Raw genomic sequence first — 16,905 nt, forward strand, 5'->3', positions numbered from 1 at the left:
GATGATTAAAATTGCACCATCGATATTATCTGCAGATTTTGCAAAATTAGGACAAGAAGTGAAGGAAGTAGAAGCAGCTGGAGCAGAGCTAATCCATATTGATGTTATGGACGGACATTTTGTACCCAATATTACAATGGGACCAATCGTTGTTGAGGCATTACGTCCAATTACACAATTGCCATTGGATGTTCATTTAATGATTGAAAACCCTGATAACTACATCGAACAATTTGCTAAAGCTGGTGCTGACTACATTTCCGTGCATGTAGAGGCATGTAGACATTTACACCGTACAATTCAACTAATTAAATCTCTAAATGTGAAAGCGGGCGTTGTATTAAATCCGCACACACCGATTGAATCGATTCAACATATTTTAGAAGACATCGACTTTGTTCTGTTTATGACAGTAAACCCTGGCTTTGGAGGTCAAAAATTCATCACTTCTGTAGTTCCCAAAATTGAGGCTCTTTCAGCTATCATCAAGGAACGTGGGTTAAATATCGAAATCGAAGTTGATGGCGGCATAACTGCCCAAACGATTGGAGAATGTGCTAAAGCTGGAGTAACAATGTTTGTAGCCGGCTCTGCTATTTATAATAAAGAAGATCGTGCCAAGGCCTTACAGGAGATTAAAGCTGCTGGTGAGGCTGTATTACAATAATGACGTGCGTTGTAGTATGTTCAGGTGGGCCTAAGAGAGAACTTTGCTCATTTGATGATTTCAAAGCTAGAAATGCACTTTTTATTGGGGCAGACAAAGGCGCTCTTTATTTAATAGAAGAGGGCATCGTACCTACTGATATTGTTGGTGATTTTGATTCATTATCGAAAGAAGAATGGCAGCGGGTTTCTACTATTGCACTTAACGCCGAAAAGGTACAGGCTGAAAAAGATGAGACAGATACGGATTTGGCATTATTGAAGGCATTAACCTATAATCCAACAGAAATCTTTTTAACAGGAGTTACAGGAGGAAGGCTAGATCACTTTGAGGCAGCTCTTCGTTCTATGTACCGATTACAAAAAGAGCACCCACAAATTCACATAAAAATTATAAACTCTCATAATGAAATTCGCATACTATTCCCTGGGGAACATACTATAATACGAGATGAAAAGTTTCGATATATTTCATTTTTTGCTTATGAGGATGAAGTAGAAAATGTAACAATACGAGGTCTAAAATACGAGACTACCAAAGAATGCATTGAAATTGGCACTTCTCGCTTTACTAGTAATGAATTGATTTCTAGCCTTGGGTATATCTCCTTTTCATCAGGCATATGTTTAATGATAAGAAGCAGTGACTAAAAAGGAGGGCCAGCATTTGAGAGTTTATACATTTCAATTGCCGAAATTTGTTAGTAGTCTTACACGAAGCTGCATTAATTTATTTACAGGCGGCGGAAAGAACAAAGAGAAAAAATAGTCTAATTGCTTGCATTTCACAGTCCCCAACCTGATCATGTATCAGTTTAGATTGACTAAGATTAGGTGGGGACGGCTGCAAGTAAAGCATGCTTTGAATTGGCCAATATGAAAATTGGTTACATAAGTGATATCACAAAGTGGCCAATCTTAACATGTTGGTAATCGCTGTGTTGTGATGCACTTAGCTCTTGATTTAGTAGCTAATCAGTGGGGACGAGAGCAAACTTAATCTGACTTTTTTGTCTAATGTCTTTATTCTTTCATCCATGTGTTTCTTACCTCCCCATTGATTGGAGTTTCGTTTTAAAGCTTTCAAATTTAAAATTAATGTAGCATATGGTATTTCCGCTAAAACAAAAAAAGAACTGTCCTTTAAGCTTCATGGACAGTTCTTTTTTATCATCACAATAGAAAAAAACATCAATTTCTACAAAAGTAAAAATTGATGTTTTACAGGTTAAAATACGAACAATTAAACGCGTTCAACTTTACCAGATTTAAGCGCACGAGCAGAAACCCATACACGTTTTGGTTTACCGTTCACTAAAATACGAACTTTTTGTAAGTTTGCACCCCAAGTACGTTTGTTAGCGTTCATTGCGTGTGAACGATTGTTGCCTGAACGAGTTTTTCGACCAGTTACTACACATTGTTTAGGCATGTATATTCCCTCCTTACAGATGAATCTGAAAGATTGTTTTTCAGTTCTTTATTTCACATACTTTAATAATTTAACATACACAACAAGGCTATGCAACAGTTTTCACATAACCTTTCAAGAAAAATTCCTTTACAGTATGAAATAGAGTGTTAAAAATGGAATTCTTCTAAAAAAACACTTATGATATTATTAAGGCTAAATTTATAAAATACTAGAAGAATATTAAGCTTATTTGCCTAATGAAGTGGGAAATAGGTTATACTTTATTATCTGTAAAAAGTTAGGAAAACTAGACAATATGTAGACGAATACCAAGGTTTTCTTTTATAATCAATTTTTGTGTAGTACAATAGAATTTAGTGAAAATGAGCCAAGGGGGCAAAGTCATGTCAGTAGAAATTAATAATGATTTCGGCCATATCGATATTTCAAACGATGTAATTGCACAAATTGCTGGTGGAGCAGCAATTGAATGCTATGGTATTGTTGGAATGGCATCTAAACATCAAATTCGTGATGGATTAACAGATATTTTACGAAAAGAAAACTTTGCAAAAGGTGTAATTATCCGTCAAGAAGGACAAGACCTTCATATTGACATGTATATTATCGTTAGCTATGGAACGAAAATTTCAGAAGTGGCTTACCAAGTTCAGTCAAAAGTAAAATACACAGTAAACAAAACATTAGGTATGAGCGTTAAATCAGTTAACATTTTTGTTCAAGGCGTTCGTGTTATGAATGTGTAAGAGGAGGATTTAAATCGGATGAAGTCACTAGACGGAATCAAATTTGCAGAAATGGTGCAAATGGGTGCCCATAATTTATCTCAAAATGCAAATTATGTTGACTCTCTAAACGTATTCCCGGTTCCAGATGGAGATACAGGTACAAATATGAACCTGTCCATGACATCAGGTGCAAAAGAAACAGAAAGTAATGCAGGGAAACATATTGGGAAAACAGCACAAAGCTTATCAAAAGGATTACTAATGGGGGCACGAGGCAACTCAGGCGTAATCTTATCTCAATTATTCCGTGGTTTCGGAAAAGCAATTGAAAAAGACAGTGAAATTGATGCGATTCAATTTGCTAATGCATTCCAAGCAGGTGTAGATACGGCCTATAAAGCGGTTATGAAACCGGTTGAAGGAACTATTCTAACAGTTGCTCGTGAAGCGGCAGCAAAGGCTGTTGAGGTTGCACAAGAAGAAAGCAGTATCATTGCTGTTATGGAAGCAGTAGTAAGTGAAGGTAAAAACTCACTAGATCGTACACCAGACCTATTACCAGTACTAAAAGAGGTTGGTGTTGTAGATAGTGGTGGCCAAGGACTTTTATTCGTTTACGAGGGATTCCTTGCCTCATTAAAAGGTGAAGCGCTTCCAGCTAAAAACGACGCTTCTTTAGATGATTTAATTAGCGCTGAGCATCATCGTGCACAAGATTTTATGAGCACAGAGGATATTGAGTTTGGCTATTGTACAGAAATTATGGTTCGACTTGAAGAAGAGAAGGAACCATTTGATGAAGCAAAATTCCGTGAAGAACTAAATGTAATGGGTGATTCATTACTTGTAGTTTCGGATGATGAAATTGCAAAAGTACATATCCACTCTGAAACGCCAGGTGCGGTACTTGCAGCAGGTCAGAAATACGGAAGCCTAATTAAGATCAAAGTAGACAATATGCGTGAACAGCATTCTGCGATTGTCAATGATCAAGATACGCAAGCCCCTGCACCAAAGAAACTAGAAAAGCATCCTTATGCTGTAGTAACAATTGCTATGGGTGAGGGAATTTCTGAATTACTGCGCAGTATAGGCGCATCTTATGTTATTGAAGGTGGACAAACAATGAACCCTTCAACTGAGGATATCGTTAAGGCAGTGAAAGAAATTAATGCTGAACGCGTCCTGATTTTACCAAATAACAAAAACATCGTAATGGCTGCTGAACAAGCAGTTGAGTTATTAGATATTGAAGCTGCAGTTGTTGCAACTAAAACAATTCCACAAGGGATGGCAGCTATCCTAGCGTTTAACCCTGAAAGCTCTGTAGCCGATAACAAAGATGGCATGACGAATGCATTTGCACACGTGAAAACGGGTCAAGTGACTTTTGCTGTTCGCGATACGAGTATTGATGGTGTAGAAATTCGCAAGGATGACTACATGGCATTGGCTGAAGGTAAAATCATTTTATCGACACCTAAAATGCTGGATGCAGCACAGAAGGTTGTAACTGATTTAGTGGATGAGGATTCAGAAATCATCACAATCATTTACGGTGAAGATGCTTCTGAAGCAGAGGCTAACGAATTAGCAAGCTTCATCGAAGAAAACTATCCTGACGCAGAAGTTGAAATTGTTGAAGGAAAACAATCGTTATATCCATTTATCCTTTCGATTGAATAATTGGTCGGAATATATTTTAAGGCTAAATAAAAAGCTAACCTCAAAAAGTTGTACAAGAAACTTCTTTTTGTGGTTAGCTTTTTTGTATTTTAAAGAAAAACATCAAAAAGAAGTCAATTTAAAATAACCCTTAATATCAATCCAATATTCACCAAGTGGCGTGCCCTCAAGGTTATTTAATCGATTTTCTGAAAAAAGAAGTATTCAAAAAAATATATATTTTGTGTGTCTATGATCCTTCATGATAAACTATGCTTAAAATAATAGATTTAATTTCGATAACAAATCATTTCAGATTTTAATATAATTGAGAATAAGGGGGAGAGTAGGTTGAAATTTACTTCAGTTTTTGACATTATCGGTCCAGTAATGATTGGACCATCGTCTTCTCATACAGCGGGTGCTGCTCGTATCGGACGAGTTGCAAGAGATTTATTTGGCCGAAAACCTAAATGGGCGAAAATCCATCTTTATGGTTCTTTTGCCGAGACATATAAAGGACATGGTACAGATGTAGCGGTAGTTGGTGGATTATTAGATTTTGATACATTTGATGAACGCATAAAAACAGCCTTTGAGCATGCAAAGAATGAAGGACTTGAATTTGAAATCATACCAGAAACAGCAAATAAAGAGCATCCAAATACAGCGAGAATAGTAATGGGTGACGAAACAAGCGAAATGTCGGTAGAAGGGATTTCTATCGGTGGGGGTAAAATCGAAATTAGTGAAGTGAACGGCTTTAAGCTTCGATTAAATGGTGGGATGCCAGCAATATTGGTTGTCCATGACGACCGTGCTGGATGTATTGCAAACGTTGCAAACTGCTTAGCGATGCACCATGTAAATATTGGGCATATGGAAGTATCGAGAATTGAACGTGGCCAAACAGCATTGATGGTAATTGAAGTCGATCAAAATATTGAAGAACGTATTTTGCAACAGATTTCATTGATTCCTAATATTACAAAAGTATCAAAAATTAATAACTAGGGAGTGAGCTTTGTGGACGTATTATTTCACAATGTAAGAGAATTGGTTGAACTTGCTGAAAAAGAAAATAAGCTCATTTCTGACATCATGATAGAACAAGAAATGAATATGACTGGTCGCACGAGAGAAGAGATTTTCGCTCAGATGGACCGAAATTTAGTTGTTATGGAGCAAGCAGTTGAACGTGGGCTAAACGGGGTTCAGTCTGTTTCGGGCTTAACGGGCGGCGATGCAGTTTTACTTCAAAAGTATATTGCTTCAGGTAAAAGTCTTTCTGGGGACCTTTTATTAGATGCTGTAAGTAAAGCAGTAGCAACAAACGAAGTAAATGCAGCAATGGGAACAATATGTGCAACGCCAACCGCTGGATCTGCTGGAGTCGTACCAGGTACACTATTTGCTGTAAAAAATAAATTAAATCCTACACGTGAACAGATGATTAATTTCCTATTCACATCTGGGGCATATGGATTTGTTGTAGCTAATAACGCCTTTATCTCTGGAGCTGCAGGTGGGTGTCAGGCTGAAGTTGGTTCTGCAGCTGGTATGGCAGCAGCAGCAATTGTAGAGATGGCTGGTGGCACGCCTGCCCAAACTGCGGAAGCGTTTGCAATTACATTAAAGAATATGCTAGGGCTTGTATGTGACCCAGTTGCAGGGCTTGTAGAGGTTCCATGTGTAAAACGAAATGCAATGGGGGCAGCAAATGCAATGGTCGCTGCAGATATGGCGCTTGCTGGAATAACTAGCCGAATTCCTTGTGATGAAGTAATTGGAGCAATGTTTAGAATCGGTCAAACGATGCATCCAAGCTTAAAAGAAACAGCTCGTGGAGGACTTGCTGCAACACCAACAGGTAAAGCACTAGCTGCCAAAATTTTTGGAAGTGCAGTACAAGTTGACTAATGTATTAGAACCAATTACGGCATTAAAGGGTATTGGAAAAGAAACGGCTGAGCACCTAAGTGAAATGGGTATTTACACTATCGAAGATCTAATTTGGACGTTCCCCTATCGTCATGAAGATTTTCGGCTAAAGGATTTAGCAGAAACACCGCATAATGAAAAAGTAACAATTGAAGCAAGAGTTGAAAGTGTTCCTTCAGTTCTTTATCTAGGGAAAAATAAATCTAGAATACAAGTAACAGTGCTAGCCGGAAGACATCTTGTGAAGGTTGTATTTTTTAATCAAAATTATTTAAGAACTAAGCTTACGCCAGGTGAAATCGTAACGGTCTCAGGAAAATGGGACCGTGGTCGACAAGTCATTAATGGCACGTCTATAAAATTTGGACCTAAAACAGATAATACTGATTTTGAGCCAGTTTATAGCTTAAAGGGCAATATTCATCAGAATAGATTTCGCAAGTATATGCGTCAGGCTTTAGATTTACTTGATGGTGAAATGGCTGAAACACTTCCAAGTCATTTGATTGAGCAATATCAATTGCCAACAATAACAGATGCCTTGGAGGGTGTTCATTTTCCTAAGGATGCAGATCATGCAAAACAAGCAAGAAGACGCTTTGTTTATGAGGAATTATTACATTTCCAGTTAAGAATTCAATCCTTACGTAAAATTCGCAAGGAAAACGAACAAGGTATCTCCATTCAGTATGATGTGAAAAAGGTTCGTGAATTTATTCAAAGTATTTCTTTTGAGCTGACAAATGCTCAAAAGCGAGTAGTCAATGAAATAAGCAAGGATTTAAAAGAGCCGCACCGCATGAACCGACTTTTACAAGGGGATGTTGGTTCAGGGAAAACAATTGTCGCGGCTATAGGACTCTATTCAGCAGTAACAGCAGGCTATCAGGGGGCACTAATGGCGCCAACTGAAATTTTAGCTGAACAGCATGCTGAATCCTTAAAAGGCTGGTTTGACCCGATTGGTGTGAAGGTGGCTATGCTTTCTGGTTCAACGAAAGCAAAAGACAAAAGAATCCTCCTAGAGCAATTACATAATGGGGAAATTGATATTTTAATCGGTACCCATGCCTTAATTCAGCCGGATGTAATCTTTAAAAATCTTGGCTTCGTCATCACCGATGAGCAACATCGCTTTGGTGTAGAGCAGCGTAGAATTTTACGTGATAAGGGAATGAACCCTGACGTACTGTTCATGACGGCTACACCAATTCCTAGAACGCTAGCAATCACTGCTTTTGGTGAAATGGACGTTTCCATTATCGATGAGCTACCTGCGGGACGTAAGCAGATTGAGACACATTGGCTGAAAAAAGAACAATTGAATTCGAGCATAACGAAAATGGAATCTGAACTGCGCCATGGCAGACAAGCTTATGTAATATGTCCACTGATCGAGGAATCAGATAAATTAGATGTTCAAAATGCCGTCGAGGTTTATGAGCAGCTCGCTACAATTTTTAATGGTCGATTTAAAGTTGGTTTAATGCACGGAAGATTGCATTCTGATGAAAAGGATGCCGTGATGCGTGATTTCTCTAATGGAAAGATTGACGTATTAGTTTCCACAACGGTTGTAGAGGTAGGGGTTAATGTTCCGAATGCTACATTTATGATGATTTATGATGCAGATCGTTTTGGGCTTGCACAGCTTCACCAATTGCGCGGTCGTGTCGGTCGAGGCGAGCATCAATCGTATTGTGTACTTTTAGCTGACCCTAAATCAGAAGAAGGTAAAGAACGTATGATGTCTATGACACAAACGAATGATGGCTTCAAGCTTGCGGAAAAGGATTTAGAGCTTCGTGGACCTGGTGATTTCTTCGGGAAAAAGCAAAGCGGGCTCCCTGAGTTCAAAATGGCCGATCTCGTGCATGACTACCGAACATTAGAAGTGGCTAGACAGGATGCGGCAAAGCTTATTTATGAGGATGAATTCTGGAACTCTGACGAATATCAGCATTTACGTGAAATGCTAGAAGAGTCTGGTGTCTTAAATGGAGAACGAATAGATTGATCTAACGGTTTTCGCTATTATTAGCGGGAATCGTTTTATTTTTTTTGTAAAATATGAAATGGCGAGATTATTTGAAAAAGTACCAGGATTATAGCGTAAAGTGGCTAGATTATCTTTCAAAGTGGCTGAATTCCTAGGGGAAGTGTCTAAATTATTACAAACCCCACCTAGAATCCACCAGCAAGAACGAGAAACATCTAAATTCTCTCTTGCGTTCCTTTTTGTAGAAATGTATACTGGTATTAGTACCAAGTGCTAAAAAAACTAGAAGTAGGTGACGAGTGTTTTGAAGCGTACCAAAAAAGAACGGCAAAGACTACTAACTGAAACAATTGAAGATAACCCATTCGTCACTGATGAACAATTAGCTTCACAGTTTGGAGTCAGCGTTCAAACCATTCGCCTCGATCGCATGGAACTATCTATTCCTGAATTGCGCGAACGTATTAAAGACGTTGCAGCACAAAATTATGAGAATGAAGTAAAATCTTTACCATTAGACGAAGTAATTGGTGAAATTATTGATATAGAATTAGATCAACGAGCATTATCCATTTTTGATGTAAAGGATGAGCATGTTTTTCAACGTAACGGCATTGCAAGGGGGCATCATTTATTTGCCCAGGCAAATTCGCTAGCTGTAGCCGTTATCAATGATGAACTAGCGCTTACCGTTAAGTCAAACGTGGTGTTTGTAAAGCCTGTAAAAGCAGGAGATCGTGTAATTACAAAAGCAATTGTTCGTAATAGGAATAGTGAAAAAAATCGTACATATATAGATGTAGTATCAACTGTAAATAATGAAACAGTGTTTAAAGGTGAATTTGAAATGTACCGCACGAAAGGTTCAGGTGACAATAATGAAGTTAGCAATTGATGGAATGGGTGGGGACAATGCTCCAAAGGCAATCGTTGAAGGTGTATTGCTTGCATTAGAAGATTTTCCAAACCTAGAGGTCCAGTTATATGGTAAACAGCAAGAAATGCAGCCTTTTTTGAAAGAGCATGCCCGTCTTGAAGTAATTCATTGTGAAGAAGTTGTTGAAGCTGAGGACGATCCAGCTCGTGCTGTTCGTCGCAAGAAGGATTCATCGATGACGAAAATTCTTGAAGCAGTTACAGATCTGCGTGCAGATGCGTGTTTATCTGCAGGAAATACGGGAGCTTTAATGGCTGGAGGTTTATTTAAAGTAGGACGTATCGAGGGTATTGCTCGTCCAGCATTAGCTACAACATTACCGACAATTGATGGCCAAGGCTTTTTAATGCTTGATTTGGGTGCTAATGCCGATGCAAAACCTGAGAATATTGTACAGTACGCCATAATGGGCTATATTTATGCAAAAAAAGTTAGAGGCATCGACAATCCTCGAGTAGGATTATTAAATATCGGTACAGAAGATAAAAAAGGGAACGAATTAACAAAGCAAGCGTTTACTTTGTTAAAGGAAGCTGACATTAACTTTATTGGCAATGTTGAGTCTCGTGATTTATTAGACAATGTAGCTGATGTTGTGGTGACTGACGGCTTCACAGGAAATATGGTTTTGAAAACGATTGAAGGTACGGCTGGCGCAATGATGTCTATGCTAAAAGAAGCCTTTATGGCTTCTGCTAAAACAAAAATCGGTGCTGTACTTATGAAAACTGAGCTGAAAAAGCTTAAAGGTAAATTAGATTATTCTGAGCATGGTGGAGCGGCGCTGTTTGGTCTTAAAGCACCTGTTATTAAAGCCCACGGATCATCAAATGCAAGAGCAATCTATAGTGCAATACGACAAGCATCTATTATGGCTGAACATAATGTAACAAAAGATATTGCCGAAACAATTGCACAAAGCCAAGAACAATAATTCCATTTATTTTAAGGGGATAAAGGGATGAAACGTTAGAAAAGGGGATTGGATATGACGAAAATAGCTTTTATTTTTCCGGGTCAAGGCTCGCAGCAGGTAGGAATGGGACAAGAATTCATTCAAACTAGTAAGGAAAGTAAAGCTTTTTATGAAAAGTGTGATGAAGTACTTCAATTTTCATTATCAAACTTAATGCTAAATGGTCCTGCTGAGGAGTTAACACTTACTTACAATGCCCAACCGGCATTATTGACAACAGGAGTAATGGTAGCACAAAAGCTAATCGATGCAGGCATTAAACCAGATTATACAGCAGGACATTCATTAGGTGAATATAGTGCCTTTGTTACTTCAGGTGCGCTATCCTTTGAAGATGCAGTGTTAACGGTTCATAAACGTGGCTTGTTCATGAATGAGGCTGTACCTGCAGGTGAAGGTGCGATGGCTGCAATTTTAGGCTTGGATGCAAAAAGCCTAAAAGCGGTTTGTGATCAGATCACGACTGAAGGAAATATAGTTCAGCTAGCTAATTTAAACTGTCCTGGCCAGATTGTTATTTCGGGCACTAAGGAAGGAGTTGAAAAAGCATCTGTAGCAGCTAAAGAAGCAGGGGCAAAACGCGCCATTCCTTTAGTAGTAAGTGGCCCATTCCATTCTGAGCTAATGCGTGAGGCAGCAGAAAAACTGCAAGAGGTAATTGATGCGATTGAGATTCAAGCTCCACATACACCGATTATCAGTAATGTTGGTGCAGAGCTTTTAGAGGATCCAGCAGCAATTCGAAACGAAATGATTGAACAAGTATATAGCCCAGTTTTATGGGAAGACGATGTTCGTAAATTGTTAGAGCTTGGTGTAACTACCTTTATCGAATGTGGGCCAGGAAAAGTACTTTCAGGGCTTGTAAAAAAAGTCGACCGTTCTGTCAAAACATATTGTGTGCATGATGAAGCGACACTTGAGGAAGTCATCGAAGCGATTGGAGTGAGCCAAATTGGGTAAATTAGACGGAAAAACAGCGATCGTTACAGGAGCATCTCGCGGAATTGGACGAGCAATTGCACTACAGATTGCTAGTGAGGGTGCTAATGTTGTCGTGAATTTTAGTGGAAGTGAGCAAAAAGCTAGTGAAGTAGTTAAAGAGATTCAAAATCTTGGCTCACAAGCAATTGCTGTACAAGCTAATATATCAGATAATAATTCTGTTCAAGAGCTAATGAATGCAACGATGGAACAATTTGGAGCAATTGATATTTTGGTTAATAATGCTGGAATCACTCGCGACAATCTTTTAATGCGTATGAAGGAAGATGAGTGGGATGATGTCATCAACACCAATTTAAAAGGTGTGTTCCTATGTACAAAAGCAGTTACTCGTCAAATGATGAAGCAGCGTGCAGGGCGTATTATTAATATTTCTTCTATTGTTGGAGTAATGGGCAATGCAGGCCAGGCGAATTATGTAGCAGCAAAGGCTGGAGTGATTGGTTTAACAAAAACAACGGCTCGTGAGCTTGCTTCTCGTAATATTTTAGTTAATGCTATTGCACCAGGTTTTATCACGACTGAAATGACAGATACTTTACCAGAGGATGTAAAGAGCTCGATGCTAAACCAAATTCCTCTTGCAAAACTTGGTAATCCAGAGGATGTCGCTAAGGCTGTAGTATTCCTAGCTTCAGATGACGCAAGCTATATGACAGGTCAGACCCTTCATATAGACGGCGGAATGTATATGTAATATTGATGGTATTTGACAATGAATCTATTATTAAACTATGTTTGTAAATATTAATGGAATAATATTATTGTTCTTAGTTTGGCAAATATAGTTTTCTATAATACTTTTTTGAGGGGAGGTGAACGATTTGGCTACAGTATTAGAACGTGTTACAAAAGTTGTCGTTGACCGATTAGGTGTTGACGAAAGCGAAGTAAAAGTAGAAGCTTCTTTCCGTGAGGATTTAGGCGCAGACTCATTAGACGTTGTTGAGTTAGTAATGGAACTTGAAGATGAGTTTGATATGGAAATTTCAGACGAGGATGCTGAAAAAATCGCAACTGTTGGCGACGCTATCAGTTACATTGAAACTAAAGTAAGCTAATCGATATATATCGATAAAAGAGGTGCAGTTTAAGCGAAAAGCGAAAACTTTGTGCCTCTTTTTATATTAGTTTGCAGTATAATTAAAGAAAAGTTGAATTTCTAACGGTTTACAAGGTAAACTATACGTTAGAATCTATTAGGAAGGCCGATTGTTCATGACAATAAGAAAAAAAGGTAATAATCAAAAAGCTGGTGTATTACCTGAAAAAGTAAGACATCAATTTGAATTTCTGCAAGAGGAGTTAAATATTTATTTTCGAAATAAAAGTTTACTTTACCAAGCTTTTACGCATTCATCTTATGTGAATGAGCATCGTAGAAAATTATTTACCGACAATGAAAGACTAGAGTTTTTGGGAGACGCTGTACTAGAGCTTTCTGTATCTAAATACCTTTTTGAAAAGTATCCGCATATGAGTGAAGGAGAGCTAACAAAGCTTCGTGCTTCAATTGTTTGTGAGCCATCTCTTGTTATTTTTGCCAATGAATTAAACTTTGGTAAATATGTATTATTAGGAAAAGGTGAGGAACTAACAGGTGGTCGTGAGCGTCCCGCACTATTAGCAGACGTATTTGAATCATTTATAGGTTCACTTTATTTAGACCAAGATTTAGAAAATGTTGTTGAATTTTTAGAACGAATTGTATTCCCAAAAGTAGAAGTCGGTGCTTTTTCGCATGTGATGGATTTCAAAAGTCAGCTACAAGAAATGGTTCAACAATCAAACAATGGTACATTGCATTATGAAATTGTCGATGAAAAAGGACCGGCACATAATCGTACATTCGTTTCCCGCGTTTTATTAAATGACAAGGAACTAGGAATTGGACGAGGAAAATCAAAGAAAGAGGCTGAGCAACAAGCCGCGCAAAATGCGATGGTGACATTGAATCAGTCTAGCATTAAGGAGGATTAGTATGTTCCTTAAACGACTTGAAGTAATTGGCTTTAAATCGTTTGCTGATCGTATTGGTATTGATTTCGTTCCTGGTGTAACAGCAGTAGTTGGCCCAAATGGTAGTGGGAAGAGTAATGTAACGGATTCGATACGATGGGTTTTAGGGGAACAATCCGCGAAATCACTACGTGGGTCCAAGATGGAAGATGTAATTTTTGCTGGAAGTGATTCAAGAAAACCGCTAAATTTTGCTGAGGTAACACTTGTACTCGATAACGAGGATCAGCAAGCACCAATACCTTTTACTGAAATTAGCGTAACGAGACGTGTGTATCGTTCAGGTGATAGCGAATATTTGCTGAATAACCAGCAATGTCGCCTGAAGGATATTACGGACTTGTTTATGGATTCTGGGTTAGGAAAAGAAGCATTCTCGATTATCTCACAAGGACGCGTAGACGAAATTTTAAATAGCCGACCAGATGATCGAAGAACGATTTTTGAAGAAGCAGCCGGTGTTTTGAAGTATAAAAACCGCAAGAAAAAAGCTGAGCATAAACTAGTTGAAACAGATGAGAACCTACATCGAGTTTTAGATATTCTACATGAACTAGATAGTCGCCTTGAGCCACTGCAAATCCAAGCATCCAGTGCAAAGGATTATGTACGTATGACAGATGAGCTTAAGGAATCTGACATTGCCCTAACGGTGAACGATTTAATGTTCCATGCAGAGACTCTAGAAAGCATCAATGTAGAATATCAGCAATTAAAATCTACAGAGCAAGAGCATGCAGCAGAAATTTCAAAGGATGAGGCAAAGCTAGACGCAATCCGTTTGAAATTAAAAGAAATCGATGCTGTATTGGATACTGCTCAGGAGCAACTAGTGGAAGCAAGCTCTGAAGTTGAGCGTTGGGAAGGTCGTAAAGCCCTTATGAAGGAAAAGCGCTCCAACGCAGAAAAGCAGTTACATCAATTACAGCAATCACTACTATTTGCACAAGAGGAAGAACATTCTCTTACAATTAGTGAGGAAGAGAAAAAAGCACAATTTACTGTCAAACAAAAGGAAGTTCAAAAGTTAAAGCTAGAAATTAAGCAACTAGAACTCACTTTAAACTCTTCTGCCTCTGAAATTGAAAAAGAAATTGACCAATCAAAAGATTTATATATCGATTTGTTAAATGAAGAAGCAACTATCAAAAATGAACTAAAGCATATTGAGCAGCAGCTGACGCAACAGCTAGAATCAGCAGAACGTATGAATGACCGTTCTACTGAAATGGTGAAAAAGCTGGAGGAAATCACTTCAGTGAAAATGGAGCTAGAAGCCGAGCTTGCAAAGGTCGATGCGCAGCTGACGCAAAAGCTTGAACAGCATGAGCTTGTTCAAATGAAGCTCAACAAAACTGCAACATCCTTTGAAGAGAAGCAGAAAATGCTTTATCAAGCTTACCAGCACCAGCAACAACTTAAGAGCCGTAAAGAAACATTGGCTGAGCTGGAAGCTGATTTTTCTGGTTTCTTCCAGGGGGTAAAAGAAATTCTTTTAGCTCGTGAACGTGGCGAGCTCTCAGGGATTGAAGGAGCCGTTGCAGAGTTAATTCAAGTGGAGGGGCAGTACTCAAAAGCGATTGAAACAGCTTTAGGTGCCGCATCCCAGCATATTGTAACGAACACAGAAACAGACGCTCAAAAAGCGATTGGCTGGCTTAAAGCAAAACGAGCAGGACGAGCTACTTTCTTACCGAAAACGGTAATGAAGTCTCGAAAGCTTTCCATTTCTCAATTTGGATCAGCAGCCGACCATCCGGCTTTTATAAGTCTTGCAGTTGATTTAGTTGATTTCGATGAGTCAAATCGAACAATCGCTGAAAACTTACTAGGAAATGTTCTTGTTGCTTCAAATCTTGAAGGAGCAAGCCAAATTGCAAGAAGCAGTGGGTTTAGATATCGCGTTGTAACAATCGATGGCGATATTGTAAATGCCGGTGGTTCTTTAACTGGTGGTGCATCCAAGCAGCAATCCTCTTTATTTTCTCGTAAGGCTGAGCTTGATCAGCTAACAGGTAATCTTGAAAAAATGGAGAATTCCATTGTCCAGGCTGAAAAATCGGTTGCTGCTGAGAAGGAAGAAGTGGCTACTTTACGTGAAAAGCTTGAAGTACTAAAGCTAGAAGGGGAAGTGCTTCGTAAAGAGGAAATGACCCTGCGTGCACAGTTACTTGAAATTGGTATGGAAGAGAAAAACTTAAAAGCAACGGTCAATGTTACATCGAGCGAGCAAACTTCCATGACATCAAGAAAAACTACATTACTTGAGCAAAAAGAAGAAGCTACAAAACGTTTAGTGCAGCTAAAGCAGGAGCTTGAAGAGATTAATGAAAAAGTAGCTCAGCTAAGCGAATTAAAAACGAAAAGCGAAAGTGAAAAGGATTCTTTAAGAGAGTCCTCAGCTCAAAAGCGATCAGAGCTTGCAGTAGTGCAAGAACAGGTTAGCCAGCTGCAAATTGCAACGGCTGAGCTTGCTTTACAGCGTTCTAAAGCCCAGCAGCAGGTTACTTCTCTTTCACAGGAGATTAACTGGCTTCAAAGTGAGGATAATAACGGTCCTACCGATGAAGAAATTGAAATGACTGTTATAGAGTGGACAGCGAAAAAAGAAGCTCTAACTGCTAAAATACAGACCAACCGTAATTTGCGCTCTTCTCAGCAGCAAGCTTTAACGCAATTAGAAGTGCAGCTAAAGGAATTGCAGCGAATCCATAAAGGCTTTTTAGAAAGCTTACGAACTGTGGAGGTTAAGGCGAGCCGAATTGAATTCGAAATGAATCGTCTACATACAGTTCTTGAGGAGCAATACGAGCTTGAATTTGAAGAGGCGCGTGAACAAGCGATCGAAATCGAGGATGTTGACCAAGTTCGCCGTAAGGTAAAGCTGTTAAAACAATCGATTGAAGAGCTTGGACCTGTTAATCTAACAGCAATTGAAGAGTATGATAGAGTTTTAGAACGCCATACTTTCTTAACAGAGCAGCGTAATGACCTTCTAGAGGCTCAAGAGACCTTGCATGAAGCAATCCGTGAAATGGATGAAGAAATGTCGATACGTTTCAGAGAATCCTTCATGATGATTCAAACTCAGTTTAGACACGTATTCCGTGAATTATTTGGTGGTGGACAAGCTGATTTAGTCTTGTTGAACCCTGAGAATATTTTGGATACGGGAATTGAAATTGTCGCCCAGCCACCAGGTAAAAAACTTCAAAATTTAAGTCTTTTATCAGGTGGAGAAAGAGCTTTAACGGCAATTGCATTACTGTTTGCTATTTTAAATACTCGTCCAGTACCATTTGTTATTCTGGATGAGGTAGAAGCTGCATTGGATGAAGCAAATGTCCAACGCTATAGTGATTATTTAAAGAAATTAAGCAGTGAAACTCAATTCATCGTCATTACCCATCGTAAAGGTACGATGGAAGGTGCAGACGTACTATACGGTATCACGATGCAGGAATCTGGAGTATCTAAGCTGGTTTCAGTAAAACTTGAAGAAGAACCAGCACTTGTTAGATAGAATGTGATTAT

General features: G+C 38.8%; 16 protein-coding genes. 15 read left to right on the plus strand and 1 reads right to left on the minus strand.

Features of this window, described 5'->3' with window-relative positions:
* The first annotated feature begins 1 nt into the window (after position 1).
* Genes rpe through spoVM form a run of 3 tightly spaced genes read left to right on the plus strand, consistent with a single transcriptional unit; the run spans position 2 to position 1,435 of the window.
* Positions 2 to 667 (plus strand): ribulose-phosphate 3-epimerase, encoded by a 666-nt coding sequence (gene rpe / locus BJ095_RS06800; RefSeq protein ID WP_107933931.1) that lies wholly within the window; start codon positions 2 to 4, stop codon positions 665 to 667.
* A complete protein-coding gene (locus BJ095_RS06805) occupies positions 667 to 1,317 on the plus strand; it encodes a thiamine diphosphokinase (protein WP_107933933.1) in 651 nt (216 codons plus the stop codon). Before rpe ends, BJ095_RS06805 begins: the two co-directional genes overlap by 1 nt.
* A gap of 16 nt (positions 1,318 to 1,333) precedes the next feature.
* Positions 1,334 to 1,435 (plus strand): stage V sporulation protein SpoVM, encoded by a 102-nt coding sequence (spoVM, locus tag BJ095_RS06810; RefSeq protein ID WP_107933935.1) that lies wholly within the window; start codon positions 1,334 to 1,336, stop codon positions 1,433 to 1,435.
* Positions 1,436 to 1,909: 474 nt separating this feature from the next.
* Here spoVM and rpmB read toward each other — a convergent pair whose 3' ends face one another.
* Entirely contained in the window at positions 1,910 to 2,098 is a 189-nt protein-coding gene (gene rpmB, locus BJ095_RS06815; protein ID WP_036202868.1) for a 50S ribosomal protein L28, read from the minus strand.
* A 386-nt stretch (positions 2,099 to 2,484) separates the two neighbouring features.
* Between rpmB and BJ095_RS06820 the strand changes: the two genes are divergently transcribed.
* The 12 genes from BJ095_RS06820 (at position 2,485) to smc (ending at position 16,894) form a co-directional block, all read left to right on the plus strand.
* Entirely contained in the window at positions 2,485 to 2,847 is a 363-nt protein-coding gene (locus tag BJ095_RS06820) for an Asp23/Gls24 family envelope stress response protein (RefSeq protein ID WP_036202871.1), read from the plus strand.
* Positions 2,848 to 2,865: 18 nt separating this feature from the next.
* Positions 2,866 to 4,515: a DAK2 domain-containing protein gene (locus BJ095_RS06825; RefSeq protein WP_107933936.1), complete on the plus strand. Its 1,650-nt coding sequence runs from the start codon at positions 2,866 to 2,868 to the stop codon at positions 4,513 to 4,515.
* A gap of 330 nt (positions 4,516 to 4,845) precedes the next feature.
* Entirely contained in the window at positions 4,846 to 5,508 is a 663-nt protein-coding gene (gene sdaAB, locus BJ095_RS06830; RefSeq protein WP_107933938.1) for an L-serine ammonia-lyase, iron-sulfur-dependent subunit beta, read from the plus strand.
* Positions 5,509 to 5,520: 12 nt separating this feature from the next.
* A complete protein-coding gene (gene sdaAA, locus BJ095_RS06835) occupies positions 5,521 to 6,414 on the plus strand; it encodes an L-serine ammonia-lyase, iron-sulfur-dependent, subunit alpha (protein ID WP_107933940.1) in 894 nt (297 codons plus the stop codon).
* A complete protein-coding gene (gene recG / locus BJ095_RS06840) occupies positions 6,407 to 8,452 on the plus strand; it encodes an ATP-dependent DNA helicase RecG (RefSeq protein WP_107933942.1) in 2,046 nt (681 codons plus the stop codon). Before sdaAA ends, recG begins: the two co-directional genes overlap by 8 nt.
* A gap of 286 nt (positions 8,453 to 8,738) precedes the next feature.
* The gene (gene fapR / locus BJ095_RS06845) at positions 8,739 to 9,329 is read left to right on the plus strand and encodes a transcription factor FapR (protein WP_107933944.1); all 591 of its coding nucleotides are present in this window, start codon (positions 8,739 to 8,741) and stop codon (positions 9,327 to 9,329) included.
* Positions 9,313 to 10,305, plus strand: coding sequence for a phosphate acyltransferase PlsX (gene plsX / locus BJ095_RS06850; protein ID WP_107933946.1), 993 nt, complete (start codon positions 9,313 to 9,315; stop codon positions 10,303 to 10,305). Before fapR ends, plsX begins: the two co-directional genes overlap by 17 nt.
* A 54-nt stretch (positions 10,306 to 10,359) precedes the next feature.
* Positions 10,360 to 11,310, plus strand: a complete 951-nt coding sequence (gene fabD, locus BJ095_RS06855) for an ACP S-malonyltransferase (RefSeq protein WP_107933948.1) — start codon at positions 10,360 to 10,362, stop codon at positions 11,308 to 11,310.
* Positions 11,303 to 12,049, plus strand: coding sequence for a 3-oxoacyl-[acyl-carrier-protein] reductase (fabG, locus tag BJ095_RS06860; protein ID WP_107933950.1), 747 nt, complete (start codon positions 11,303 to 11,305; stop codon positions 12,047 to 12,049). The genes fabD and fabG overlap by 8 nt, the downstream gene beginning before the upstream one ends.
* A gap of 127 nt (positions 12,050 to 12,176) precedes the next feature.
* Complete coding sequence (gene acpP / locus BJ095_RS06865; RefSeq protein ID WP_107933952.1) at positions 12,177 to 12,413, plus strand: acyl carrier protein; 237 nt, start codon at positions 12,177 to 12,179, stop codon at positions 12,411 to 12,413.
* A 157-nt stretch (positions 12,414 to 12,570) separates the two neighbouring features.
* Positions 12,571 to 13,332 carry a ribonuclease III gene (rnc, locus tag BJ095_RS06870; RefSeq protein WP_107933954.1) on the plus strand — a complete coding sequence of 254 codons (762 nt, stop codon included), beginning with the start codon at positions 12,571 to 12,573 and terminating at the stop codon, positions 13,330 to 13,332.
* A gap of 1 nt (position 13,333) precedes the next feature.
* Entirely contained in the window at positions 13,334 to 16,894 is a 3,561-nt protein-coding gene (smc, locus tag BJ095_RS06875; protein WP_107933956.1) for a chromosome segregation protein SMC, read from the plus strand.
* Positions 16,895 to 16,905: the final 11 nt, after the last annotated feature.

It is taken from the genome of Ureibacillus chungkukjangi (assembly GCF_003217295.1).
Classification (GTDB): Bacteria; Bacillota; Bacilli; order Bacillales_A; family Planococcaceae; genus Ureibacillus; species Ureibacillus chungkukjangi.